The 23600-nt window shown below is 60.7% G+C and carries 22 protein-coding genes; 3 read left to right on the forward strand and 19 right to left on the reverse strand.

What is annotated here, in order from left to right; translation table 11 throughout:
- The 16 genes from dusB to pyrR all read right to left on the reverse strand — a co-directional run bounded on the left by dusB (nucleotide 1) and on the right by pyrR (nucleotide 15597).
- Nucleotides 1-1044: a tRNA dihydrouridine synthase DusB gene (dusB, locus tag ACQRCA_RS00630; RefSeq protein WP_427717514.1), complete on the reverse strand. Its 1044-nt coding sequence runs from the start codon at nucleotides 1042-1044 to the stop codon at nucleotides 1-3.
- A gap of 4 nt (nucleotides 1045-1048) precedes the next feature.
- Nucleotides 1049-2860, reverse strand: coding sequence for a translation elongation factor 4 (lepA, locus tag ACQRCA_RS00635; RefSeq protein ID WP_427717516.1), 1812 nt, complete (start codon nucleotides 2858-2860; stop codon nucleotides 1049-1051).
- A gap of 96 nt (nucleotides 2861-2956) precedes the next feature.
- Nucleotides 2957-3223 carry a 30S ribosomal protein S20 gene (gene rpsT, locus ACQRCA_RS00640; RefSeq protein WP_022094714.1) on the reverse strand — a complete coding sequence of 89 codons (267 nt, stop codon included), beginning with the start codon at nucleotides 3221-3223 and terminating at the stop codon, nucleotides 2957-2959.
- 133 nt (nucleotides 3224-3356) lie between these two features.
- Entirely contained in the window at nucleotides 3357-4319 is a 963-nt protein-coding gene (gene holA, locus ACQRCA_RS00645) for a DNA polymerase III subunit delta (protein ID WP_427717520.1), read from the reverse strand.
- A 78-nt stretch (nucleotides 4320-4397) separates the two neighbouring features.
- Nucleotides 4398-6701 carry a DNA internalization-related competence protein ComEC/Rec2 gene (locus tag ACQRCA_RS00650; protein ID WP_427717522.1) on the reverse strand — a complete coding sequence of 768 codons (2304 nt, stop codon included), beginning with the start codon at nucleotides 6699-6701 and terminating at the stop codon, nucleotides 4398-4400.
- Entirely contained in the window at nucleotides 6698-7408 is a 711-nt protein-coding gene (locus ACQRCA_RS00655) for a helix-hairpin-helix domain-containing protein (RefSeq protein WP_427717525.1), read from the reverse strand. The genes ACQRCA_RS00650 and ACQRCA_RS00655 overlap by 4 nt, the downstream gene beginning before the upstream one ends.
- A gap of 214 nt (nucleotides 7409-7622) precedes the next feature.
- Entirely contained in the window at nucleotides 7623-8867 is a 1245-nt protein-coding gene (thiI, locus tag ACQRCA_RS00660; RefSeq protein WP_427717527.1) for a tRNA uracil 4-sulfurtransferase ThiI, read from the reverse strand.
- Entirely contained in the window at nucleotides 8868-9149 is a 282-nt protein-coding gene (locus ACQRCA_RS00665) for a DNA-directed RNA polymerase subunit omega (RefSeq protein ID WP_370450597.1), read from the reverse strand. It abuts the gene before it with no gap.
- 5 nt (nucleotides 9150-9154) lie between these two features.
- A complete protein-coding gene (gene gmk / locus ACQRCA_RS00670) occupies nucleotides 9155-9724 on the reverse strand; it encodes a guanylate kinase (RefSeq protein WP_370450596.1) in 570 nt (189 codons plus the stop codon).
- Nucleotides 9725-10033, reverse strand: coding sequence for an integration host factor, actinobacterial type (mihF, locus tag ACQRCA_RS00675; RefSeq protein WP_006236130.1), 309 nt, complete (start codon nucleotides 10031-10033; stop codon nucleotides 9725-9727).
- A 240-nt stretch (nucleotides 10034-10273) separates the two neighbouring features.
- Nucleotides 10274-10990: an orotidine-5'-phosphate decarboxylase gene (gene pyrF / locus ACQRCA_RS00680; RefSeq protein ID WP_427717532.1), complete on the reverse strand. Its 717-nt coding sequence runs from the start codon at nucleotides 10988-10990 to the stop codon at nucleotides 10274-10276.
- Nucleotides 10984-11892, reverse strand: a complete 909-nt coding sequence (locus ACQRCA_RS00685; protein ID WP_427717595.1) for a dihydroorotate dehydrogenase — start codon at nucleotides 11890-11892, stop codon at nucleotides 10984-10986. Before ACQRCA_RS00685 ends, pyrF begins: the two co-directional genes overlap by 7 nt.
- Before the next feature lie 14 nt (nucleotides 11893-11906).
- The gene (locus ACQRCA_RS00690) at nucleotides 11907-12674 is read right to left on the reverse strand and encodes a dihydroorotate dehydrogenase electron transfer subunit (RefSeq protein ID WP_154516544.1); all 768 of its coding nucleotides are present in this window, start codon (nucleotides 12672-12674) and stop codon (nucleotides 11907-11909) included.
- Between the two features lie 116 nt (nucleotides 12675-12790).
- Nucleotides 12791-14080, reverse strand: coding sequence for a dihydroorotase (locus ACQRCA_RS00695; RefSeq protein WP_427717534.1), 1290 nt, complete (start codon nucleotides 14078-14080; stop codon nucleotides 12791-12793).
- Entirely contained in the window at nucleotides 14064-15008 is a 945-nt protein-coding gene (locus ACQRCA_RS00700) for an aspartate carbamoyltransferase catalytic subunit (protein ID WP_035138537.1), read from the reverse strand. The genes ACQRCA_RS00695 and ACQRCA_RS00700 overlap by 17 nt, the downstream gene beginning before the upstream one ends.
- A 4-nt stretch (nucleotides 15009-15012) precedes the next feature.
- Nucleotides 15013-15597 carry a bifunctional pyr operon transcriptional regulator/uracil phosphoribosyltransferase PyrR gene (gene pyrR / locus ACQRCA_RS00705; RefSeq protein ID WP_138374176.1) on the reverse strand — a complete coding sequence of 195 codons (585 nt, stop codon included), beginning with the start codon at nucleotides 15595-15597 and terminating at the stop codon, nucleotides 15013-15015.
- Between the two features lie 450 nt (nucleotides 15598-16047).
- Between pyrR and rpmB the strand changes: the two genes are divergently transcribed.
- Nucleotides 16048-16236, forward strand: a complete 189-nt coding sequence (gene rpmB / locus ACQRCA_RS00710) for a 50S ribosomal protein L28 (RefSeq protein ID WP_022094725.1) — start codon at nucleotides 16048-16050, stop codon at nucleotides 16234-16236.
- 196 nt (nucleotides 16237-16432) lie between these two features.
- Here rpmB and ACQRCA_RS00715 read toward each other — a convergent pair whose 3' ends face one another.
- A complete protein-coding gene (locus ACQRCA_RS00715) occupies nucleotides 16433-16876 on the reverse strand; it encodes a hypothetical protein (RefSeq protein ID WP_427717538.1) in 444 nt (147 codons plus the stop codon).
- Between the two features lie 233 nt (nucleotides 16877-17109).
- On the opposite strand from ACQRCA_RS00715, the gene adhE reads away from it, so the two are divergent.
- A complete protein-coding gene (gene adhE, locus ACQRCA_RS00720; protein WP_154516260.1) occupies nucleotides 17110-19758 on the forward strand; it encodes a bifunctional acetaldehyde-CoA/alcohol dehydrogenase in 2649 nt (882 codons plus the stop codon).
- Between the two features lie 87 nt (nucleotides 19759-19845).
- The gene (locus ACQRCA_RS00725; protein WP_427717541.1) at nucleotides 19846-20610 is read left to right on the forward strand and encodes a phosphotransferase; all 765 of its coding nucleotides are present in this window, start codon (nucleotides 19846-19848) and stop codon (nucleotides 20608-20610) included.
- A gap of 173 nt (nucleotides 20611-20783) precedes the next feature.
- On the opposite strand, the gene ACQRCA_RS00730 is transcribed toward ACQRCA_RS00725, so the two are convergent.
- Nucleotides 20784-22493 carry a proline--tRNA ligase gene (locus ACQRCA_RS00730; RefSeq protein WP_427717598.1) on the reverse strand — a complete coding sequence of 570 codons (1710 nt, stop codon included), beginning with the start codon at nucleotides 22491-22493 and terminating at the stop codon, nucleotides 20784-20786.
- A gap of 12 nt (nucleotides 22494-22505) precedes the next feature.
- Nucleotides 22506-23588, reverse strand: coding sequence for a flavodoxin-dependent (E)-4-hydroxy-3-methylbut-2-enyl-diphosphate synthase (gene ispG / locus ACQRCA_RS00735; protein ID WP_427717544.1), 1083 nt, complete (start codon nucleotides 23586-23588; stop codon nucleotides 22506-22508).
- Between the last annotated feature and the right edge of the window lie 12 nt (nucleotides 23589-23600).

Genomic DNA, 23600 nt, shown 5'->3' on the forward strand with positions numbered 1-23600 from the left:
TTAGGCCTCCAGCGGATGGGCGGGCACCGACTCGCCAGCGGCAAGCGCGGCCTCGCAGGCCACCACATCGCGCTCGATATCATCGACCAATGCCATGAACTCCTCATATGTGGAGCAACGCACCACCTGGGCACGCCAGGCGGCGGCATGGGGCATGCCCTTTAGATACCAGCTTGCATACGTACGGGCACGCGACATGAGCGGCAGAAGCTCATGCGTCAGTGTGAGATGCTCGCGCAGGGCGTCCAGGCGCTCGACAGAGCTGCGCACCGGCACCGGTACGCCATTGAGCGCAAGGGCGCGAGCATCACCAAAGACCCAGGGATTACCGTAGATACCGCGTGCGATAAACACCGCGCTGGCACCCGAGTTGCGCAGATGCTCCGCGGCATCCTCGGCCGAGAACACGTCGCCCGAACCGATAACGGGAATCTCGACGGCATCGGCCACCTCATCGACGACCGACCAATCGGCCTGACCCGTATAGAGCTGCGTGGCACAGCGACCATGCACCGCCACAGCAGCGGCGCCCGCCCCCTCGAGCATCTGGGCAAACGTCGCGGCATTGCGATCTTCGGCGTAAAAGCCTTTGCGGATCTTAACGGTCACGGGCACGTGCGCCGCGCCCACCGCCGCCTCGACGATCTTTTCGGCCAGCTCGGGCGTGCGCATGAGCGCCGAGCCCTCGCCTTTGGTGACGACCTTGCGAGCCGGGCAGGCCATGTTGATATCGATCAGCGACAGGCGATCGCCCACACGCTCCTCGACGGCAGCGACGGCGCTCGCAAATTGATCGGGCTTGGAGCCAAAGAGCTGCACGCAGATCTGCCGCTCCTCGTCGGCCGGCAGCACCAGGCGCCACGTCTTATTGCTGGCATAGGCAAGGCCCGCCACGCTCACCATCTCGCTATAGGCAAGATTGGCGCCGCGGCGGCGGCACATGATGCGATAGGCAGGATCGGTCACGCCGGCCATGGGAGCCATAAGGAACGGCTGCTCGGCATAGGCACCCAGCAGCCGCGTACTGTATTCGGAAAGCGCCATGGAACTACTCGTCCACCTTGAGGATCGCCATAAAGGCCTCTTGCGGGACCTCGACCGAACCGATGGCCTTCATGCGCTTCTTGCCCTCTTTCTGCTTCTCGAGCAGCTTGCGCTTACGCGAGATATCGCCGCCATAGCACTTGGCCAAAACGTCCTTGCGGCGCGCCTTGACGGTCGAGCGGGCAATGATCTTGTTGCCGATGGCACCCTGAATGGGCACCTCGAACAGCTGGCGCGGAATAATTTCCTTAAGCTTGTCGCACAACCCGCGGGCCAGGCCATAGGCCTTGTCCTTGTGCACGATAAACGAAAGCGCGTCCACCTCGTCGCCCGAAAGCAGGATATCGAGCTTGACGAGCTCGGAGGGACGATACTCGTTGAACTCATAATCGAGCGACGCATAGCCCTTGGTGCGGCTCTTGAGCTGGTCAAAGAAGTCCAGGATGAGTTCGGCGAGCGGCATGTCGAAGCGCATCTCGACCGATTTGCTCGTGAGGTGGATCATGTCGGTCGTAATGCCGCGGTGCTCGATAGCGAGCTGCATGACGGCTCCCGTATACTCGGGCGGGCAGATAATCTTGGCCTTGAGGTAGGGCTCCTCAATGCGCTCGATGCGCGTGGCCTCGGGCAGATCCTGCGGGCTGCGGACATCAAGCATCTCGCCGTCGGTCTTGTAGACGTGGTAGTCCACCGAAGGGCTCGTGGCGATGAGGTCCAGGTTGAACTCGCGCTCCAGGCGCTCCTTGACGACCTCCATATGCAGCAGGCCCAAGAAGCCAACGCGGAAGCCAAAGCCGAGCGCCACCGAGGTCTCGGGCTCCCACACCAACGACGGGTCGTTGACATGCAGCTTATCGAGAGCGTCGCGCAGGTTCTCATAATCCTTGTTGTCGATCGGGAACAAGCCCGTGTAGACCATGGGCTTGGCCTCACGGTAACCGGGAAGCGGCTCAGGGCAGGGATTCGACGCCCACGTGAGGGTATCGCCCACGCGAACGGCCTCAGGGTCCTTCAGGCCCGTGACCACGTAGCCCACCTCACCGACCGTCAGCGCGTCGACCGGAGTCTCGGCGGGACGCTTGACGCCCACGCCATCGACCAAAAAGTCGCCCTCGGCCTGCATCATGCGCAGGGTATCGCCCTTCTTGATGGAGCCGTCAAAGACGCGGACCGTGGCAACGACGCCGCGGTACTCGTCAAAATACGAATCCAGGATGAGCGCCTTGAGCGGCGCCGTCGCATCGCCCTTGGGCGGTGAGATCAAAAAGACGATGGACTCCAGCAGATCATGGATGCCCTCGCCGGTCTTGCCCGATACGCATACGGCATCGTCGGCTGGAATCGCCAGGTCATCCTCGATCTCGGTCTTAACCTCGTCGGGGTGTGCCGACGGCAGGTCGATCTTGTTGATAGCGGGCACGATATCCAGGTTGGCGTTCATGGCGAGCGTCGCGTTGGAGACGGTCTGCGCCTCGACGCCCTGCGTGGCGTCGACGACGAGCACCGCACCCTCGCAAGCGGCAAGCGAACGCGAGACCTCGTAGGTGAAGTCCACGTGGCCCGGCGTATCGATCAGGTTGAACTGATACGTCTCGCCATCGTCGGCGTCATAGGAAACGCGAACGGCATTGGACTTGATCGTGATGCCGCGCTCGCGCTCGATATCCATGGTGTCGAGCAGCTGCGATTCCATGTCGCGCTCGTCGACGGTATGGGTGAGCTCGAGGATGCGATCACTGATCGTGGACTTGCCATGGCCGATGTGCGCAACGATCGAGAAGTTGCGGATGTGGGAAATGTCAATTGAAGTATTCATGCGGACTATCTTACCCGAGCGATACAAAAAATGGAGCCTGTTCCATAAAACAGGCTCCATTTATGCGCGTAATCTGTGTGGTGTGAAATTTACAACTTAGGCGTTGATGCTGTTCACGAGCTTGGCAAGACCGGACTTGCGGTTGGAAGCCTGGTTCTTGTGGATAACATGCTTGGCGGCAGCCATGTCGAGACGCTTGGTGACGGTCTTGAGGGCAGCCTGGGCCTTCTCGGCGTCGCCCTCGGCGACGGCGGACTGGACGTGCTTGGTCAGCGTCTTGAGCTCGGACTTGACAGCCTTATTACGCATGCGAGCTGCCTCATTGGTGCGGATACGCTTCTTCTGAGACTTGATGTTTGCCACTTCTGGAGTTCCTTTCGAGTTCCTTGCAAAAAATGTATGACACCTCTGAGACACGGTGAGGTCATGCAAGCGCCTACTATAGCACGCTCCTCCTCAAAGGGATAGAACGAATTTGTCAAATAGACAGGTATCATCACGTTTTTCTCAAGATGTTCGTAATCCAGAGCAAAAGCGCGTTCTGAGAATCGGCCGAACCCTTAAGAGCGAGCTCAACATCGACCGCGCCCTCGAGCGCCGCGACGAGCTCCGCCATCGAAAAGCGGCGTGCCCAGGTCAGGTGATTCTTAACCTGCCAGGGTTGAAGCTTGAGCGTCGCGGCAAGCTCGCGACCCTGCCCACGCGCATCGAGCGCCTTGGCGACGATAAGCTCGCGAATGCGTCCGCACAGCAGCGTGTAGGTCCACACATAGCTCTTGGCGGGTAGCAGCCCAAAGAGCTCAAGCGAGCGGCGCATATCACGAGCCGAGACCGCGTTGAGAAAATCCCAGGGCTGAACTTCGGCCGTGCGCACGATCCAGCGTTCCACATCGGCAAGCTCAATTTGCGGCGCATCGACCATCTGGGCAAGCTTGGCCAAGTCGTTATCGAGCATGCGAGTGTTTTCACCCGAACGCGAGACGAGTTCCTCGGCGGCCGCCGTCGAGATCGACTTGCCGTGCTGCGTCGCCATCTGCTGCACGCGGCGCGGTAGCTCCCAGCGCTTGGTGCCGGAGCAATCGATCACGGCCTTCTTGTCGATCTTGGCGATCGCCTTATACAGGCGCGTGTTCTTGGCAAGCGAGTCGGCGATGATGAGACAGACCGTTGTGGGGCTTGGACTCGCTAAATACTCGACAAGCGGCTCCGAGACCGCCTTGGCGAGCTTTGAGCAGCCGTCAAGGATTACCAAGCGAAACTCGCTGCCCATGGGAAAAGTGTTGAGCGATCCGATAATGGACTCGATATCGGGGTCCTTGGTCATGTCGCGCTCGTCGAGGTTGAACTCGACCATACCCGACTTTTCCAGACGTGCTTTCATACGCGAGACGGCGTGGTCGCGCTTGACTCCGTCGGTACCGACGATCAGATATGCCGGCAGCAGACCGGTTTCAGACATCGCGCTCCCCTCCCGCAGGCTCTCCTGTTCGTACCGTGCCATTCTATCCCACGGGTTGGTCCCGCGCCAACGGCAGCATCACGGTCGCTGGCATCGCATGGCAAAACCGGCCGCAGTCGGCGAGACGGTAATGTCGCCTCTCTCGATAGTGCATGCGAACGCGCCGCCCGCATCGCTAACGGCATCGATGCAGGCATCGGATGGATGGCCGTAGCGGTTGCCCTCGCCCGCGCTCGCAATAGAGAGCTCGGGCTTAAGGGTTTCCAGCAGGTCTGTATCGACAGAATCTTTTGAGCCGTGATGCCCCAGCTTGAGCACATCGATATCACCCACCTCCTGTACAAACTCGCGCTCCTGATCGAGCTCGGCATCACCAGTGAGGAGCATACGCAGGCTTTTGCCTTCCTGAGCATAGGAGAGCAGCAAGACAAGCGAGTCCTCATTGCCCTCACCGTCAACCGTATCAAACGGCCACATCACACGAGCCCGAAATGCGCCGATATCGACTGTGTCTCCGCGAGCCACCTGCCGATACGTGACGCTTGGGCGATTCAGAACCTCAGCAGGCGCACTGCCCAGCGCATCCGCCGCAACCGCAATGCTTCCAACCGAAAACCGATCGAGTACGTCGGGAAGACCGCCCCAATGGTCTTCATCCCAATGCGTCACGAAGACGGCGTCGATATGGTGGACGTTATTGCGAACCAACGCCGACACCACGCGCGCGTCGAGCCCACAGTCGACGAGCGCCACGGCGCCACCCTGACGAACCAGAATCGCATCGGCCTGGCCAACATCAAGGACTGTCACCGAAGGCGGCGCACATCGATCCCAATAGACATACGGAACGCCCGCCGCAAGCATCAAACACAGCAGCCCCACTGCCATGGGCCGCGCGCTGGGGCGTGGCCACAAGACCAAGAGGACCACCAGCGAAAAAGGCACCACGTATACCAAGGGCGTATCGGGCGGCACGCTTACGGATGCGCCCGGAACGGCAGCAAAGAGCTGCTCAAAGAACAGGGCACAGCGAGCGATAGCCATGGGCACCACAAGCGCCCCGTGACGCAAGAGCGGCACAAGCGAGCAAGGCACCAGCACAACCGAAGATGCGAGCAGCACGCTTATCACCGGACCGATCACGGCATTTGCAAGCGGGGCAATGAGCGAAAACATCCCAAATGCGGGAATGGTTACGGGAAGTGTCGCGAGCTGCGAGCACAGCGTGACGGACAAAATACTGGCAACCCCCGATGGCACGCTCAGCTCGCCCAAGGCGTAGGTAGCGTAGGGGCAAAAACAAAGGATGGCAAAAACACTGGCGCACGATAGCTGAAAACCCATCTCGAACAATACTGTCGGCCGCAGCAACATAAAGATTGTCATGGTCAAAAATAGAGCCGAAAGGCCATGCCGACGACGTCCGGCGCCATTGACGACAAGCGTCACCGCCACCATACAGCACGCGCGCACGGCCGAGGGCGAAGCGCCCGTAAAGACGGCATAGGCAGCGAGGGCCAGCACCAACAGCCCTCTCTGCAGCCCACGAGAGAGGCGAGTCTTTTGCAGGGCGCTCTCAATCACAAACCCAACGATGGCAAGATGGCTGCCCGAGACGGCGATAAGATGTGCGGTGCCCGTTACCGAAAACAAATCGCCCGCCGGCTGAGCACGCAGCTCGGAGGAGCGTCCGCAGACAACGCCGGCAATGAGCGAGCGCGCCGGATCGGTCTCGGGCGCGATAGCGGCAAGGAGCTCGTTTCGCAGCCAGGGCAACGGCCCCGGAAAGCCCTCGTCAACCGATACCAACCGGATGACCTTAACTTTTCGAAGCTCGCCCCGAAGCACGCGTGAGCGCCCATACGCATCATTCTCAAACCGCGACATTCGACCGATAGCATGTACATGCGAACCGGCGCCAAGCTCACGGTCACACGACAGCCGTATCTCGCCCAAGCGCTTTCCACCCGCATATGAATCACAGGTATAGGAGTACGTCCCGTCATTGATGGATGGGTCACCCTGTACAACAAACTCGAGACTGCTCGCAGCTCGATTATCCAGTGCCGTCGAAGCACGCAGCGCCCCTATCGCCCAACCCGCGGACACGACCGCTCCCGCCAGGAGGCCGAGGGCCGCGGCATACAGCCATCGCCTCCACCGCACAAGACGCATACAAAACCGAGCCAATACGATGCACGCGGCAGCCGCAACGGGAATGGCCATAAGCAATGTGACGGGCGCTGCCCGCTCTCCCAGCAGCAAATCGGCTGCCACGTTAAGCACCAGGCCGCAGCTCGCACACAAGCCAGAACAAAGGGCCATCGTCCACGGCATCAGGGGCCGCGGCGGCATCACATGCTCGCACTCGGACACACTCATACGCAAATGCAATCTTTAATTTTGGCGAGCTTTTTCTCACCGATCCCCGATACGCGCATGAGGTCATCGACCGAGGCAAAGGCCCCGTTTTGAGTCCGCTCATCGATAATCGACTGGGCCGTAGAAGGCCCGATGCCCGAAAGCGTCTGCAGTTCCGCCGCACTTGCCGTATTGATATTCACAAGCCCCGACGAAGACCCCGCACCAGCAGTCATGGCAGCACCGCTATCGACCCCGCCGACCGCCACAGCCGCTTGTTGCTCCCCCACCATCGGAACATAGATCTTTTGACCATCTGTGATCTTGGACGCACGATTAAGCCCTGTCACATCCGCCTCAGCCGTAAGCCCTCCGGCGGCATCGATCGCTTGGGACACCCGCGCTCCGTCTTTGAGCCGGTACACGCCAGGCCTCGCAACGGCGCCATCGACATCGACGTACACCTCAGCAGCAGAAGAACTCTTGGCAGACGACTCATCGGCATCATCAGGTAACCCATCCCCGGCCCCGCGCACATCCGAGGCGCCCGCCTCATCACCACGCTCAAACGACACGCCGCTGGATCGGCTACCAAAACTTGCCATCGCCAAGCCGCTCGCGGCGGCAATGACAATCAGAATCGCCACGACCATCGCCTTATGGCCGAGCAGCTTTTCTGCCCAGCGGTCCATCCGTTTAACCCGTTCGTGTTGCTCGCGTTGCGCCATAGCAAACACCTCCCAACACCATCGTGTCAGGAAACGAGCGCCGTAGCCTCCGCACGCCCACACCGGTTATCGAAGTCAAACCAAAAGCTGACCAAAACCTTGCAGGATAGTGTCCATTTATTCAGATACACGTCGACAAATGAACCGTTTATCTCCTAATGCCCAGATAGATTAAGACCGACGATGCAAATGCACCGCCGGTCTATACACAACATTATTCGTGATCTTGGTAAATCTCACGTGGAGCAAGCTGAGGATGTTTACGTTTTAAGGTCTTAGGGGCCTTGTACGTGTTGCTCTCGAAGTCGATGTACTCGGTCTGTTTGAGCAAGCGCTCAATCATCTCCTCGTGATCGAACAGCTCCCACGCCTCATGCACGGCATCGAGTTTTGCGTGCGTCTCGGGGCGGCGCGGCATAAAGAGCGTGCAGCAATCGGGAGCAGCCTCGGTCGAGATATCGAAGGTACCGATTTCCTCGGCACGCGCGATGATCTCCTGCTTGTCCGAACCGATCAGCGGGCGGAACACGGGGATCTTGACGGCCTCGTTGACGGCCATAATGTTCTCGAGCGTCTGGGAGGCAACCTGACCGAGCGATTCACCGGTCACGATAGCCTTGGCGCCCTCGATATGCGCAATGCGCTCGGCAACCGAATACATAATGCGGCGATACATGATCACGCGCAGGTTGCTGGGGCAGGTGACGGAAATCTCACGCTGGCAATCGCCAAACGGCACCACGTACAGGCGGCCGACCTGGACGCCCGGCGCAAGCGCACGGATAATGTCCTGCACCAAATACTCGCTCGTATCGGGTGTCTGCGGACGACCGGAGAAATGTACCGGCACGCACACCGCGCCGCGACGCGCGAGCATCCAGGTCGCCACCGGAGAATCGATGCCCGACGACAGAAGCGTCACAACCTTGCCGGCGGAACCCACCGGCAGACCGCCCACGCCGCGCTCGGAGCGCGCATACACGTAAACGCTACCCTGGACCACCAGTACGTGCACCATGGCGTCGGGGTCGTGCATCTGGACCTTTTTATCGGGGAAGGCCTCGCACAGTACCTCGCCAACCTGACGATTGATATCAATCGAGGTGAGCTCGTAGTCGGTGTTAGAGCGTTTGGCATGCACCTTAAACGAATCAAAAGGACCAAACTCGCGCAGCGCCTTCACGGCGGCGGCGCAGTACTCCTGCGGGTCGCGGTTGGTGTGATATGCCAGGGACACGCGGGCAACGCCGGGGACGGTGCGAATGACACGCGCCGCCTCGTCGGCCTGATGCTCGTTAAAGGTCACGAGGATATAACCGGAAATTCGAGACACGGCATTCACGGAAAAGGCGGCCAAGGCCGCCTTGATGTTATCCATGAGGATATGCTCAAAATGTGCACGGTTCTTGCCCTTCAGTCCAACCTCGTGATAGTGGACCAGGCAGACGCGAGCTGCCATTTAGGCTTCAGCAACCTTGTGGCCGAGCGCCTTCTTGTAACGAGCCTCGTCGTAGGAGATATCGCCGTCGACAATCTCGTCCATAGCCATCGAGATGGTATCGGCGCCGGAGAGGCCAATGGTAATGTCATCGACATCCTGAACGGCAAGCACGCGGTTGTGCTGGCCACGCAGCATGCTGTTAATGTCGCAGGCGCGCTTGGAGGCAAGCGAGGCGAGCAGGAAGCGGTTGTGATCGGTCTTCTCCAGAAGATCGTCAATACAAGGCTTTACAACGGACACGGACCTCAGATCCTTTCATGCATATCGAGAACGCGAACGAGCTCATCGGTCGCGCGGTCGAGATCGTCATTCACCACGACGTCGTCGTAGCGGTCGGCAAGGGCAAGTTCATCGGCGGCGTTTGCCATACGCAGCTCGATCGTCTCGGGCGTCTCGGTACCGCGACCGACCAGGCGATCGCGTAACACCTCAAGCGAAGGCGGCTTGATAAAGATCAACACGGCCTCGGGGAAACGCTCCTTGACCTGCAGGGCACCCTGGACGTCAATCTCCAAAATCAGAGACGAGCCAGAGGCGAGCTTGGATGCGACCTCGCTCACCAACGTGCCATAGCAGTTACCGTGGACCTCGGCCCACTCAACAAACTCACCGTTTGCCACGCGGCGGTCGAACTCCTCGCGCGTCAGGAAAAAGTAGTTGACGCCGTCGACCTCACCTTTACGTGGCGCTCGCGTGGTAGCCGAAACCGTCAGGCCCAGGTTCGAGCGGCGCTCGCGCACACGAGTGACGAGCGTGCCCTTGCCTGCACCTGACGGTCCAGAAATCACAAAGAGCTTTGAATCCTGAGCGCTCACTTATTTGGTCAGCTGCTCGAGGAGCTGCTCGCGCTGACGGACGCCGAGGCCCTGGACGCGACGGGTAGCGGAGATGCCGAGCTCCTCCATGATCTTGGCGGCCTTGGCCTTGCCATAACCGGGCAGAGACTCGATGAGGGTGGAAACCTTCATGCGGGAAGCGATGGGGTCATCGGAGTTGAGCACGGACTCAAGGGACTTCTCGCCCTTCTTGATCTGCTCGCGAAGCTCAGCGCGGGCGTGACGTGCGGCGGCAGCCTTCTCAAGAGCCTGCTTACGCTGCTCGTCGGTAAGCTGAGGGAGTGCCATTCGAACCTCCAAATAGTTGGGTTATATCTGATGCAATAATTGGCATTTTAGCACGTCAAACGCACTAAATGCCCAATCGACGGCTCCATAGGTTAGACGATACCTGCGAAAAGTGCAATATACGGAGGTCAAAGTTGAGCCCCTGACCTGTGATTCCACACAAAGGATGGGAAAGTTTTCGCAGGCACAAGGGCTAATTTGTGCTAATAAGACCCAAAAGTGGTGACTTGAGGGAATCTTTTACGCGACGTTTTCGACCAGCTCGGCGACGATGGCGTCAAAGGCCGCAACCGGATCGTCGGAGCCGGTAATAGGACGGCCCACCACGATGTGGCTCGCACCGCGCTCGATAGCCTGGGAAGGTGTCGCCACACGGGATTGATCGCCCAGGGCGGTACCCACCGGACGCACACCCGGAGTCACGATCAGCGCGTCGGGGCCGAGCAGCTCACGCATGTCGTGAGCCTCCATCGGCGAGCACACGATACCGTCGATGCCGTTGGCCTGAGCGAGCTTTGCCAGGCGAGCGGCCTCCTCGGCCACGGGCGACTCGACGCCGATCTCCGCCAGCGCATCCTGATTCATGCTCGTAAGTACGGTGATGGCGACGAGCTTGGCGCGGTCCTCGCGCGCCTCCTCGGCACCCTCGCGGCAGGCAGCGAGCATGGCGCCCGAACCCAAGCCGTGGACCGAGAGCAGGTCGGCACCGGCAAGCGAGGCCGAGCGAGCGGCACCGCGCACCTGATGCGGAATGTCATGGAACTTGAGGTCGAGGAAGACCTTAAAGCCCAAATCCTTGAACGTCTTGACGATCTCGGGACCCTCGGCGTAATAGAGCGTCATGCCCACCTTGAGCCAGGCGGCATGGCCCGAAAGCTCGTGAGCGAGCTCGAGTGCGCGCTCACGGTCGCAGTCGAGGGCGACGATAACACGGTCGCGGGCATCGGTCTCTAGCATTCGAACGCACCTACCAGCTCGTTGATGTCCTTTACGCCCTGGGACTCCGCCCAGGCCTCGAGCTCGTGCGCGATCTTAAGCGAAGCACACGGGTCGACGAAGTTGGCCATGCCGACCGACACGCAGGTGGCGCCGGCCAGGATAAACTCGGCCGCATCCTCGCCGGTCATGACACCGCCGACACCGTTGATGGGGATATCGACGGCCTGGGCGACCTCCCAGACCATCCGCACGGCGATGTGGTGGCACAGCGGACCCGAAAGGCCGCCCTTGGGCTTGGCCACACGGGACTTGCGGGTGTGCACGTCAATGGCCATGCCCTGGATGGAGTTGATGACCGAAAGGCCGTCGGCGCCGGCAGCCTCGAGGGCGCGGGCGATCTCGGCGACGTTGACCGGAGCCATCTTAACGAACAGCGGCTTATCGGTCACCTTGCGGCAGGCAGCCATAACGGAAGAGGCGCCCTCGGGCGTGGAGCCCATGGCGGCGCCGCCGGCGGCAATGTTGGGGCAGCTCACGTTGATCTCATAGCCGGCAGCCCAGGGGCACAGCTCGACATACATCTCGAGCGCGCGCACGAACTCATCAACGGAGTGACCGGCAACCTGGCAGATGACCTGGCAACCGTCCTTGGAGAGCTGCTCGAGCCACGGACCGGACTCGCGGGCGAAAGCGGCCACACCGGGGTTCTGCAGGCCCACGGAATTGATCATGCCGCCGGGGATCTCGGCCATGCGGGGTGCGGGATTGCCGGGCCAGGGCTCGGCAGCGCAACCCTTGGTGGTGATGGCACCCAGCTGGGAGACATCAAAGAAGTTCTGGAACTGCCAACCGTAGCCAAAGGTACCGGCTGCGGTGTTGATGGGGTTCTGCATCTTGACGCCGCCGAAATCGACGGACATGTTCACGGTACCCACTAGAAGACCACCACCTTGGAAGCATCAAACACGGGGCCGCACATGCAGGCACCCTTCATACCGTCGACCGTCTCGACATTGCAGGTGTTGCAGGCACCAAAGCCGCAGCTCATCATGCGCTCGAGCGACACCTCGCAGTACGCGCCGGCCTCGGCGGCAGCGGCGGCGACTTTCTTCATCATAACGGCGGGACCACAGCTGGCGACGTAGTCGTAACCGCCCTTGCCGAGCAGCTCAGCGGCAGGATCGGTGCATAAACCATGCGTACCCAACGAGCCGTCGTCGGTGCACACGTTGACCGTGGCTCCCAGCGCGCGGAACTCATCGACGCCCACGACCTTGGACGCGGTGCCAAAACCCAGGCACACGTCAACGGCCACGCCCTGCTCGGCAAGCATGCCAGCGAGGCACAGCACGGGCGGAACACCGATGCCGCCCGCCACGAGCAGCGCCTTCCTGGTGCCCTCGGGTACCAGCCAGCCGCGGCCGCCAGGGCCCAACAGGTTGGACTTGGAGCCGGGGCCCATCTGCGACAGACGACGGGTGTCGTCGCCCACGACGGCGTACCACAGCTCGACGGTACCGGCCTCGGCGTCAGAGCGATAGAAGCTCAAGGGCACGCGAAGCAGCGAAGAGGCATCGCCGGGCACGGCGATGTTCACAAACTGACCGGGCTTGAGCGCACTTGCAAGCTTGGGGGCCGAAATAACGAGCGAGAAGATGCCGTCGGCGATCTCCTGGTTCGAGACGACCTCGAAGTCGTGCATGCGTGCAGTGGAAGGTGTGGGCATAGACGCTCCAATCCCCCATGCAGTTGCATGGACCAAACGAACAGAAAGCGCGGCACCGCAAGGGCACCGCGCGCAAAAGCGATAAGGCTATGCTAGCAGATGCAGCCGTCGGCAAGCGTCTGTTTACCGCCGACAAACACATCGGTGGCACGACCGGTGAGCGTGCGGCCGGCAAAACCGGAGTTCTCGGCGCGCGACTCGTAACCGTCCTCGCCGACCGTCCAGGTGACAGACGCGTCGAAGACGGTCAGGTCGGCAACAGAGCCCGCCTTGACCTGAACCTGATCAAGGCCCAGGATCTCACGCGGCTTAATAGCCATGAGCTCGACCATGCGGCCCATACCCATCTTGCCCGTGTTGACCAGCTCGGTGAGCACGAGCGACAGCGAGGTCTCGAGGCCGATCATGCCAAAGGGCGCGAGCTCGAACTCACGGGCTTTCTCCCACGGCGTGTGGGGAGCGTGATCGGTGACGATGACGTCGACGGTGCCGTCGATGACACCCTGGCGGATGGCCTCGGCATCCTCGTCGGTACGCAGCGGCGGGTTAACCTTGAGCGAGGTGTTGTAGGTCTCGTCCAGGTCGTTCTCGGTCAGGAACATGTGATGCGGGGTGGCCTCGCAGGTAACCTGAACGCCAGCGGCCTTGCCGGCACGCACGAGCTCCAGGCCATGGGCGGTGGAGATGTGCTGGATGTGCAGCTTGGCACCGGTCAGTTTTGCGATCTCGATGTCGCGGGCGATCTGGAGCTCCTCGCCGGCAGCCGGCCAGCCTTCGAGGGCCAGACGAGTCGAAACCTTGCCCTCATTGATCTGGCCGTGGCCGACCAGGTCCTCGTCCTGGCAATGGCTCATGAAGACCTTGCCGAACATCTTGCCGTAGTCCATGCAACGACGGAGCATGCCTGCACCCTGCACGCCGCGACCGTCGTCGGTGAAGGCGACGGCGCCGTGGGCGACCATATCGCCCATCTCGGACATAGCCTCGCCCTTAAGACCGCGGGTCATGGCGCCGGAAGGATAGACGCGGCAGTGGCCGACCTCGGCAGCGCGGGACTTGATGAACTCAACAACGGTACCGTTATCGGTAACGGGGTCGGTGTTGGGCATGGCGCACACGCCAGTGAAGCCGCCCTTGGCAGCTGCGCGGGTGCCGCTCTCGATGTCCTCTTTAACCTCGTAACCGGGCTCGCGCAGGTGGACGTGCATGTCCACCAGGCCAGGGACAAGGTACTTACCGGAAAGGTCGCGGACCTCGGCTCCCTCGGCGGCGAGGTTCTCGCCGACCTCGGCGATCTTGTCGCCGTCGATCAGGACGTCAACGACCCCGTCAAGCTCGACGGACGGATCGACGACGTGGGCATTCTTAAGAAGCAAGGCCATTATCGGCACCTCCAAGCAGCAGATACAGGATAGCCATACGCACGCAGATACCGGCGTAGACCTGCTCCAGGATGACGGAGCGTTGCGGGTGGTCGGCCATATAGGAGTCGAACTCGACGCCGCGGTTGATGGGGCCCGGGTGGCAAATGATCGCGTCGGGCTTCATGAGCTTCTCACGGTCCTTGGTCAGGCCGAAGAGCTTGTGGTACTCGCGAATGGTCGGGAACGGGGCACCCTCGAGGCGCTCCTGCTGTACGCGCAGCATGTAGACGACGTCCAGCTCGGGCAGGACGGAATCGAGGTCGCTCGTCACGTGGTCGCAGCCCAGAACCTCGGGCGCCGGCGGCAGCAGCGTGCCGGGGGCGACGGCGTAGGTCTCGCAGCCCATGATCTTCAACGCGGGAATCAGCGAGCCACAAACGCGGGAGTGGGCGATGTCGCCGACGACGGCGACTTTCAGACCGTGGAAGTCACCCTTGTGCTCCCAGATGGTGTACAAGTCGAGCAGAGCCTGCGTGGGGTGATTGTGCTTACCGTCACCGGCGCAGATAACACTCGCGGGCGAATTCTGCGTGACGATGTAGGGAGCACCGGCATGTTTGTCGCGCACGACGATGCAGTCGATCTTGTAGGCGTTGAGCGTCTCGACGGTATCGACGAGGCTCTCGCCCTTGACCGTGGAGGTCGAGGAGCCGCCAAAGTTGAGGCTGTCGGCCGAAAGACGCTTCTCGGCAAGCTCGAAGGAGCTGCGGGTACGCGTCGAGGGCTCGTTGAACATATTGACGATGGTCTTGCCCTTGAGCGTGGGGACCTTCTTGATGGCACGCTCGTTGACCTCGGAGAACGCCTTGGCGGTCTCGAGGATGAGCTTGATGTCCTCTTCGGAGTACTCGGTAATGTCGATCAGGTGCTTATGATTGAACGCCACGGTACTACTCACCTCCCAGCGGCGCGGAGCCCACGTGGGAACCCGGCGCGACGTCGTTGATCTCGACAGCGGTACGGCCGTCGACTTCCTTCATATATAGGTGCACGTTCTCCTCGTGCGACGAGGGAACGTTCTTGCCGACAAAGTCCGGCGAGATAGGGAGCTCACGGTGACCGCGGTCAACGAGAACTGCCAGCTCGATGCGGCTCGGACGGCCCAGGTCCATAACGGCGTCCAGAGCGGCGCGGATGGTGCGGCCCGTGTACAGGATGTCGTCCACCAAAACGACGCGCTTGCCGTCGACGCTGAAGGGAATGTTGGTAGCGTGGATCGCGGGAGCGAAGTTAGTCGCATAGTCATCGCGATAGAAGCTGATGTCCAGGCTGCCGAGCGGAACGTCAACACCCTCGATCTCCTTGATCGCCTCGGCGAGCTTCTTTGCCAGAAGGTCGCCGCGCGTGACGATGCCGACCAGAGCGAGGTCTTCACAGCCCTCGTTGCGCTCGAGAATCTCGTGCGCGATGCGGGTCATCGCTCGGTTGACGGCGGTCTCGTCCATGATGACCGCCTTGGGGGAAGTCGTGCCCATCGATCTCCTTCCTCACATGTCTTGACTGCTGATACAGTCAAAAAAATAGATGCCCGACCGCTCAAAGCGGACCAGACACCCACAGGAAGGACTGCTCTATGGCAGCAATATAAATCCATGTGGGTATCTCGTACCCCTTTAATGGTCAAGGGATAGTGTAGCCAACCCCGAGCTTAATTGCGAGCATTAATACGGAGCAATCCGCAAACGGACTCAACGCTCCATAAACCTATATATATTTGCGGGACAAGCTTGAAAACGTCGATGCGAGCTGGCATAATCCCCTCTGCTACACGCAAATCGGATCTACGTCCAGGGCCGTAGCGTGGGCACTATCGCCATAAGAGAAATATCTCTGTGTAGATTACGCACAGGGAGCTGCTTCTGTGCTATAGTTCAGGCTTGTTTGTTAACGCGACATGTTCGTTTGTCGCCCAAGGAGGGTCAGTTATGTCCAAAGTTTGCGAAGTTTGCGGTAAGCACCCCGTTGCCGGTCGCTCCATCAGCCACTCTCACCGCGTCACCAACCGTAAGTTCCGCCCCAACATCCAGCGTGTCTACGTCGTCGTCGATGGTCACCGTCGCAAGATGAACGTTTGCTCCACCTGCCTTAAGTCTGGCAAGGTTGCGCGCTCCTAAATAAGGTCTTACCAACAAGTACCTCGGACTCTCCGGGTCAAAGACCTCGCGTTCACATAGAACTTACCAAAGGCGTCCTCTCTTGTGGAGGGCGCCTTTTTGCACTCATTGGGGACAGACTTACATGGGCGTTTTCACTCATTGGGGACAGACATGATGCGTGTCTGCGGCGCCCCGACTAGCTCCGGCCCCCGCCTCACGCAGCTTCCTTCCAGCCTGCAGTGGCCTTGGTCACACTTGTAGCGCCGATACCGGTGATACGGGCAATTTGCTCGACCGTGAGATGTGCCTGCCTGAGCCTCAGCAGGCAGGCATCGCGTTCGGGGCGTGGCAGGGCCTTAAGCAGCGTAGGATCTATGCTCGGCAGGACTTCGCGCGCAACGGAAAGGGCCTCCTCATCGGGGATCCGACGGCGTGGAAGAACCTCCACCGACCAGATGCGCCCGGCAACTTCCTTGAGATGCTCGCAATAGCAACGGGAGCCTCCGACAATATCGAGCATAGGGGCCGCATCACAAATGTCAAAGGGATCGTAGCCCAGCTGATATGCCTTGAAGCTTGACCATCGGTACGCCTCGAGTGAGTCGAGCGCACCTTTCACAGGATTGAGATGAATATAATCGAGCAGCTGCACCGCCATAACAGGTCCAGAACAGCGAAATGGCAAAACGATGTCTGTCCCAAATGAGTGAAAGCACTCATATAAGTCTGTCCCCAATGGGCGGGCCGATGCCAGGCTGATATTTTTAATTAAAACGCTTCAGTAGATTGAAGCGTTTTAGTGTGCCTTTTACGGGAATCTTACCGTTCGCCGAATAATTTCTTGCTATCATGCAACATGTAGGGTAAATCTCCGATCGCAAGGAGACACAAATGGTGAAAAAGTCACCGGAAAACACTACTCCCGCAATTGTGGACAACGTAGAGGCGCTTGAGGCTAAACTCGCTCAGATGCGAGAGGCCCAGGCGCTTTTTGCTACGTACACGCAGGAGCAGGTCGACAAGATCTTCTACGAGGCCGCCATGGCCGCCAACAAGGCTCGTATCCCGCTGGCGAAGATGGCCATCGAGGAGACCGGTCGCGGCGTTCTTGAGGACAAGGTCATCAAGAACCACTACGCCGCAGAGTACATCTACAACGCTTACAAGAACACCAAGACCTGTGGTGTCATTGAGCGCGACGAGGCCTACGGCATCACCAAGATCGCTGAGCCCATCGGCATCGTGGGCGCCGTCATCCCGACGACCAACCCCACCTCCACCGCGATCTTCAAGACGCTGATCAGCCTGAAGACCCGCAACGCCATCATCATCTCCCCGCACCCGGCTGCCGCCAAGTGCACCATCGCCGCCGCCAAGCTCGTGCTTGACGCCGCCGTCAAGGCCGGCGCCCCCGAGGGCATCATCGGCTGGGTCGATGTCCCCTCCATCGAGCTGACCAACATGGTCATGCGCGATGTCGACATCATCCTCGCCACCGGTGGCCCGGGCATGGTCAAGGCCGCCTACTCCTCGGGCAAGCCCGCCCTGGGCGTTGGCGCCGGTAACACCCCGGTCGTCATCGACGACACCGCCGACGTGCTGCTCGCCGTCAACTCCATCATCCACTCCAAGACCTTCGACAACGGCATGATCTGCGCTTCCGAGCAGTCCGTGACCGTCATCGACACCATCTATGACCAGGTTAAGGCCGAATTCCAGAAGCGCGGCTGCTACTTCGTCAAGCAGGGTGCCGAGATGGAGGCCCTGCGCGGCGCCATGTTCAAGAACGGCGCTCTCGATCACCGCATCCCCGGCATGGCTGCCGCCAAGATCGCCGAGCTCGCCGGTATCGAGGTTCCCGCCAAGACCAAGATCCTGATCGCCGAGGTCACCTCCACCGACCCCGCCAAGGAGGAGTTCTCCCACGAGAAGCTCTCCCCTGTCCTGGCCATGTATCACGCCAAGGACTTCCAGGAGGCCGTCGACAAGGCCGAGCACCTGGTACTCGCCGGTGGCCCGGGCCACACCGCCTCTCTGTACGTGCATCCCGCCCAGGCCGAGAAGATCAGCCTGTTCGAGCATGTCATGAAGGCCTGCCGTATCGTCATCAACACCCCGTCCTCGCACGGCGGCATCGGTGACCTGTACAACTTTGGCATGAAGCCGTCTCTGACCCTGGGCTGCGGCTCCTGGGGCGGCAACTCCGTCTCCGAGAACGTTGGGGTGAAGCACTTGATCAACGTTAAGACTGTGGCCGAGCGCCGTGAGAACATGCTGTGGTTCCGCGCTCCCGAGAAGGTCTACTTCAAGAAGGGTTCCACGCCCGTCGCTCTCGACGAGCTGGGCAGCGTCATGGGCAAGAAGCGCGCCTTTATCGTCACCGACCAGTTCCTCTTCAAGAATGGCAACACCCGCGCCATCGAGGCCAAGCTCGACGAGATGGGCATCGCCCACGACTGCTTCTACGACGTCGAGCCCGATCCGTCGCTGCAGTGCGCACGTCGCGGCGCCAAGCAGATGGCTCTCTTTGAGCCGGACGTCATCATCGCCGTCGGCGGTGGCTCCGCTATGGACGCCGGCAAGATCATGTGGATGATGTACGAGCACCCCGAGTGCAAGTTTGAGGACATGGCCATGGACTTCATGGACATCCGCAAGCGTATCTTCACCTTCCCCGAGATGGGCAAGAAGGCCTACTTCGTCGCCGTCCCGACCTCTTCGGGCACCGGTTCCGAGTGCACGCCGTTCGCCATCATCACCGACAAGGAGACCGGCATCAAGTGGCCGCTCGCCGACTACGCGCTGCTCCCCAACATGGCTATCGTTGACGCCGACAACTGCATGACCGCCCCGCGCGGCCTGACCGCCGCCTCCGGCATCGACGTCATGACCCACGCCATCGAGTCCTATGTCTCCATCATGGCCTCCGACTACACCAAGGGCCTCTCCGAGCGCGCTGCCAAGCTCGTCTTCGAGAACCTGCCCTCCAGCTTCGAAAACGGCGCCAAGGACCCGCATGCCCGCGAGGAGATGCACAACGCCTCCTGCATGGCCGGTATGGCCTTCGCCAACGCCTTCCTGGGCCTCAACCACTCCATGGCCCACAAGCTCGGTGCCTTCCATCACCTGCCCCACGGCATCGCCAACGCCATCATCCTGACTCGCGTCATGCGCTACAACGCCGCCGAAGCTCCCGTCAAGATGGGCACGTTCTCCCAGTATCCTTACCCCAACGCGCTGCACAACTACGCCGAGATGGCCAAGTACTGCGGCATCGAGGGCAAGGACGACAAGGAGGTCTTCGAGAACTTCATCACGAAGCTCGAGGAGCTCAAGGACTTCATCGGTGTCAAGAAGACCATCGCCGACTACGGTGTTGACGAGCAGTACTTCCTCGACACCCTCGACGAGATGACCGAGCAGGCATTCAACGACCAGTGCACCGGCGCTAACCCGCGCTACCCGCTCATGAGCGAGATCAAGGAGCTCTACCTGGACGCCTACTATGGCCGCGAGCCCCAGGACTACGCCGTCTGCTAGTTTTTAGCACGGTTATTTCGGCGGGGGTGAACGGGCGCACGCACGCCCCCGCCGCTGCTTCTATCGCATCGTTGAAAGGATGCAATCATGCTGCTCCCCGAATCCAAGACCGAGCTCGTCCGTCGCGGCAACAAAGTCGTTTACGACCTGGGCGACAAGATCGTCAAGGTCTTTAACGAGACCAAGCCCGTCTCCGACGTGTTCAACGAGGCTTTGAATCTTGCCCGCATCAATGAGTGCGGCATCCGCAGCCCCAAGGCTCTCGAGGTTTCTCAGCTCGAGAACGCCAACGGCTGGGCGCTCGTGACCGAGAAGGTTCCGGGCACCACCCTTGCCGAGAAGATGGCTGCCGAGCCCCAGCGCTTTGGTGAGTACCTCGAGATGTTCGTCGACCTCCAGATCGAGATCCACGGCTACACCTCCCCGCTGCTCAACCGTCAGCGCGACAAGTTCGCCCGCATGATCGACAGCCTCGATCAGCTCAATGCCACCACGCGCTACAACCTTCAGGAGCGTCTGGACGGCATGACCAAGGAGTTCAAGGTCTGCCACGGCGACTTCAACCCCTCCAACGTCATCGTTGGCGACGACGGCCAGCTGTACGTCTGCGACTGGGCACACGCCACCCAGGGCTCCCCTGCTGCCGACGTTGCCACCACCTACCTGCTCTTTGCCCTCAACAGCAAGGACCAGGCCGAGGCCTACCTGGAGCTCTACTGCGATCGCGCCGACATGCCCATGCAGGTCGTGCGTCAGTGGACGAGCATCGTCGCCGCTTCCGAGCTCGCTCGTAAGCGCAACGTGAACGATGAGTTCCTTAAGAACTGGATCGACGTCGTCGATTATCAGTAATATCTGAGCGATTTATTTCGCATCGGAGGCACAAAGGAAAACCCCACAGCTCGCATGGGCTGCGGGGTTTTCCTTTTAGCAACAAATGTCCCTTAGACGCAAAAGCGGCCCTGCATCTCTACCTCGAGAGACGCAGGGCCGCTTAACAAGTGCACTAAACGCAGCGGGCTCGATTAACGACGGGCTGCTTTCACAAGCTCAGCGACCTTGGCGACAATCTCATCGATCGCCACATCCTCGCGCTCGCCCGTGGCACGATCCTTGAGCTCGACGGTGCCGTTCTTAAGGCCGCGCTTGCCGAGCACCACCTGATAAGGGAAGCCCATAAGGTCGCTGTCGGCAAACTTAAAGCCGGGACGCTCGTCACGGTCGTCAACGACAACCTCGATACCCTCGGCGCACAGACCCTCGACGATTTGCTCGCAAACGGTAGCGCACTCCTCCTTCTTGGGGTCGAGCGGAATCACCGCAACCTCGTACGGGGCAACAGAGACCGGCCAAACGATACCGTGCTCGTCGTTGTGCTGCTCCACGACGGCAGCGAGCGAGCGGGACACGCCCACGCCGTAGCAACCCATGATAAGCGGCTTCTCCTTGCCGTCCTCGTCCATAAAGGTGGCACCCATGGCCTCGGAGTACTTGGTGCCCAGCTGGAAGACCTGGGAAACCTCGATGCCGCGAGCAGCGGAGAGCGGCTTGCCGCAGTGCGGGCAAGGGTCGCCGGCAACGACGGTAACCAGGTCGGCCCACTCGTCGACGGTAAAGTCGCGCTCGGGGCAGGCACCGGTAAAGTGATAGTCGACTTCGTTGGCACCGCAGGCCCACTGCTTGGACTCGCGCAGGCTCTCGTCGCAGACCAGACGAATGCCCTCGGGCAGGTTAACCGGTCCGATAAAGCCCTTATGCAGACCGTAGGTCTGGAGCTCCTCGTCGGTCATCATGCGATAGCCCTTGCCAAAGACATGCTCGGCCTTGCAGTCGTTGAGCTCATGATCGCCCGGAACGATGGCCACAACCGGCTTGCCCTCGGCGTCGATGAGAGCCAGCGACTTGCGCGTACCGTTCTCGGGGAAGCCGAAGAACTTGGCGACGGCCTCGATGGTGCCCATACCCGGAGTCTCGACCTTGGTGAGTGTGCCGTCGCCGGGGCCCTCGGTCACAACGACCTTGGTGCTTGCCGCCTCGTCATCGGCAGCAAAGCCACAATCGTCGCAGTAGACCAGCGAGGCCTCGCCGGCCTCTGCCAGCGCCATGAACTCGACGGAAGTGTCGCCACCGATCTCGCCGGAATCGGCGACGACGGGCAGGGCCTTGATGTAGCAGCGCTCGCAGATATTGGCGTAGGCCTGCTTCATCTTGTCGTACTCCTCCTGCAGGCTCTCCTGCGTGGCAGAAAAGCTGTAGGCGTCTTTCATGATGAACTCGCGACCGCGCATCAGGCCAAAGCGGGGACGGAACTCGTCGCGGAACTTGTCCTGGATGTGATAGAGATTCACCGGCAGTTGCTTGTATGAACGCAGCTCGTTGCGCACCAGGGCAGTCACGGTCTCCTCGTGCGTGGGGCCGAGCACGAACTCGCGGCCGTGGCGGTCATCAAAGCGCACGAGCTCCTTGCCATAGGCATCGATACGGCCGGACTCACGCCACAGCTCGGCATCGACCATGATGGGCATCATGAGCTCCTGGGCGCCGGCGGCGTCCATCTCGTCGCGCACGATGTTCTCAATCTTGCGAATCGAGCGCCACGCGAGCGGCAGATAGGAATAGAGACCGGCGGCCTCCTTGCGGATCATACCGGCACGGAGCAGCAGGCGATGGCTCGCAAGCTCAGCGTCGGCCGGATCCTCTTTGAGCGTCGGAGCATACAGCTTAGACATATACATTGCTCGGGTCATTTATTTCTCCTCAATAAGCTTGTCGACCTCGGCCATAAGCGCGTCGACAATTTGGTCCTCCGCTACTTTACCAATGATCTGGCCATGCGAAAAGAGCAGGCCCTGACCACGTCCGCAAGCAACGCCCAGGTCGGCATCAGAAGCCTCACCGGGGCCATTGACGGCACATCCCATGACGGCAATCGAAAGCGGCGCGGCATAGTTCTTAAGCCGCTCGGTTACTTCCTCGGCGATTGCGATCAGGTTAACCTGACAGCGGGCGCACGTGGGGCACGAGACAATCTCGGGGCCGCGGCGACGCAGGCCCAGCGACTGCAAAATTCCCCAGGCGACCGGCGGCTCCTCAACCGGATCGGCCGTGAGCGAAACGCGCATGGTGTCACCGATTCCCTCGGACAGCAGGATTCCAAGGCCCACCGAGCTCTTGATGGTGCCCTGCAGCTTGGTACCCGCCTCGGTTACACCCAGGTGAAGCGGAACGTGGGGAATCTCACGCGACAGGGCACGATAGGTGTCGAGCGTCGTTTGCACGCTATGGGCCTTGGCCGAAAGCACAATGTTCGTAAAGCCGCGGTCTTCAAAATGCTTGACGAAACGTTCGCTCGACATCACGAGCTTTTCGGGCTGCGTGAGATCGTCGCGCTCAGCGATATCCTGCTCAAGCGAACCAGCATTGACGCCGATACGAATCGCACAGCCCGCGGCACCCGCAGCATCGATCACCGCGTCAACCTTGGCCCAATCGCCGATATTGCCGGGATTGATGCGTAGCTTGGCAGCACCGGCCTCAACGGCACCAATGGCGAGCTTATGGTTAAAGTGGATATCGGCAACGATCGGCACCGGAGACTCGGCGCAGATGGCGCGGAAACCCTCAAGCGCGGCCTCGGTGGGCACGCTCACGCGTACGATATCGCAGCCAGCCTGCGCCAACGCGCACACTTGCGCAAGCGTTGCCTGGGCATCAGCGGTATCGGTGCAGGTCATGGATTGGACCACCACCGGCGCGCCTCCACCGATCTGCACGCCGCCCACATGCACGGGGCGCGTCAACTCGCGAGGCAAAGGATGGGATAAAGACAATCCAAACACTCC

The organism is Collinsella sp. SGI.095 (genome assembly GCF_050314535.1).
Taxonomy (GTDB): Bacteria; Actinomycetota; Coriobacteriia; order Coriobacteriales; family Coriobacteriaceae; genus Collinsella.

Coding starts and splice junctions, on each gene's coding strand:
- ACQRCA_RS00650 (WP_427717522.1), bottom strand. CDS start 6,701: ATGAGTGTGTCCGAGTGCGAGCATGTGATGCCGCCGCGGCCCCTGATG.
- ACQRCA_RS00730 (WP_427717598.1), bottom strand. CDS start 22,493: ATGTATATGTCTAAGCTGTATGCTCCGACGCTCAAAGAGGATCCGGCC.
- ACQRCA_RS00695 (WP_427717534.1), bottom strand. CDS start 14,080: ATGGCCTTGCTTCTTAAGAATGCCCACGTCGTCGATCCGTCCGTCGAG.
- holA (WP_427717520.1), bottom strand. CDS start 4,319: ATGTCTGAAACCGGTCTGCTGCCGGCATATCTGATCGTCGGTACCGAC.
- ACQRCA_RS00725 (WP_427717541.1), top strand. CDS start 19,846: ATGCTGCTCCCCGAATCCAAGACCGAGCTCGTCCGTCGCGGCAACAAA.
- adhE (WP_154516260.1), top strand. CDS start 17,110: ATGGTGAAAAAGTCACCGGAAAACACTACTCCCGCAATTGTGGACAAC.
- ACQRCA_RS00655 (WP_427717525.1), bottom strand. CDS start 7,408: ATGGCGCAACGCGAGCAACACGAACGGGTTAAACGGATGGACCGCTGG.
- pyrF (WP_427717532.1), bottom strand. CDS start 10,990: ATGCTAGAGACCGATGCCCGCGACCGTGTTATCGTCGCCCTCGACTGC.
- mihF (WP_006236130.1), bottom strand. CDS start 10,033: ATGGCACTCCCTCAGCTTACCGACGAGCAGCGTAAGCAGGCTCTTGAG.
- ACQRCA_RS00690 (WP_154516544.1), bottom strand. CDS start 12,674: ATGCACGACTTCGAGGTCGTCTCGAACCAGGAGATCGCCGACGGCATC.
- ACQRCA_RS00715 (WP_427717538.1), bottom strand. CDS start 16,876: ATGGCGGTGCAGCTGCTCGATTATATTCATCTCAATCCTGTGAAAGGT.
- pyrR (WP_138374176.1), bottom strand. CDS start 15,597: ATGGGCACGACTTCCCCCAAGGCGGTCATCATGGACGAGACCGCCGTC.
- rpmB (WP_022094725.1), top strand. CDS start 16,048: ATGTCCAAAGTTTGCGAAGTTTGCGGTAAGCACCCCGTTGCCGGTCGC.
- thiI (WP_427717527.1), bottom strand. CDS start 8,867: ATGGCAGCTCGCGTCTGCCTGGTCCACTATCACGAGGTTGGACTGAAG.
- lepA (WP_427717516.1), bottom strand. CDS start 2,860: ATGAATACTTCAATTGACATTTCCCACATCCGCAACTTCTCGATCGTT.
- ACQRCA_RS00685 (WP_427717595.1), bottom strand. CDS start 11,892: ATGTCCGTCGATTTCGGCGGCGTCAAGATGCAGAACCCCATCAACACC.
- dusB (WP_427717514.1), bottom strand. CDS start 1,044: ATGGCGCTTTCCGAATACAGTACGCGGCTGCTGGGTGCCTATGCCGAG.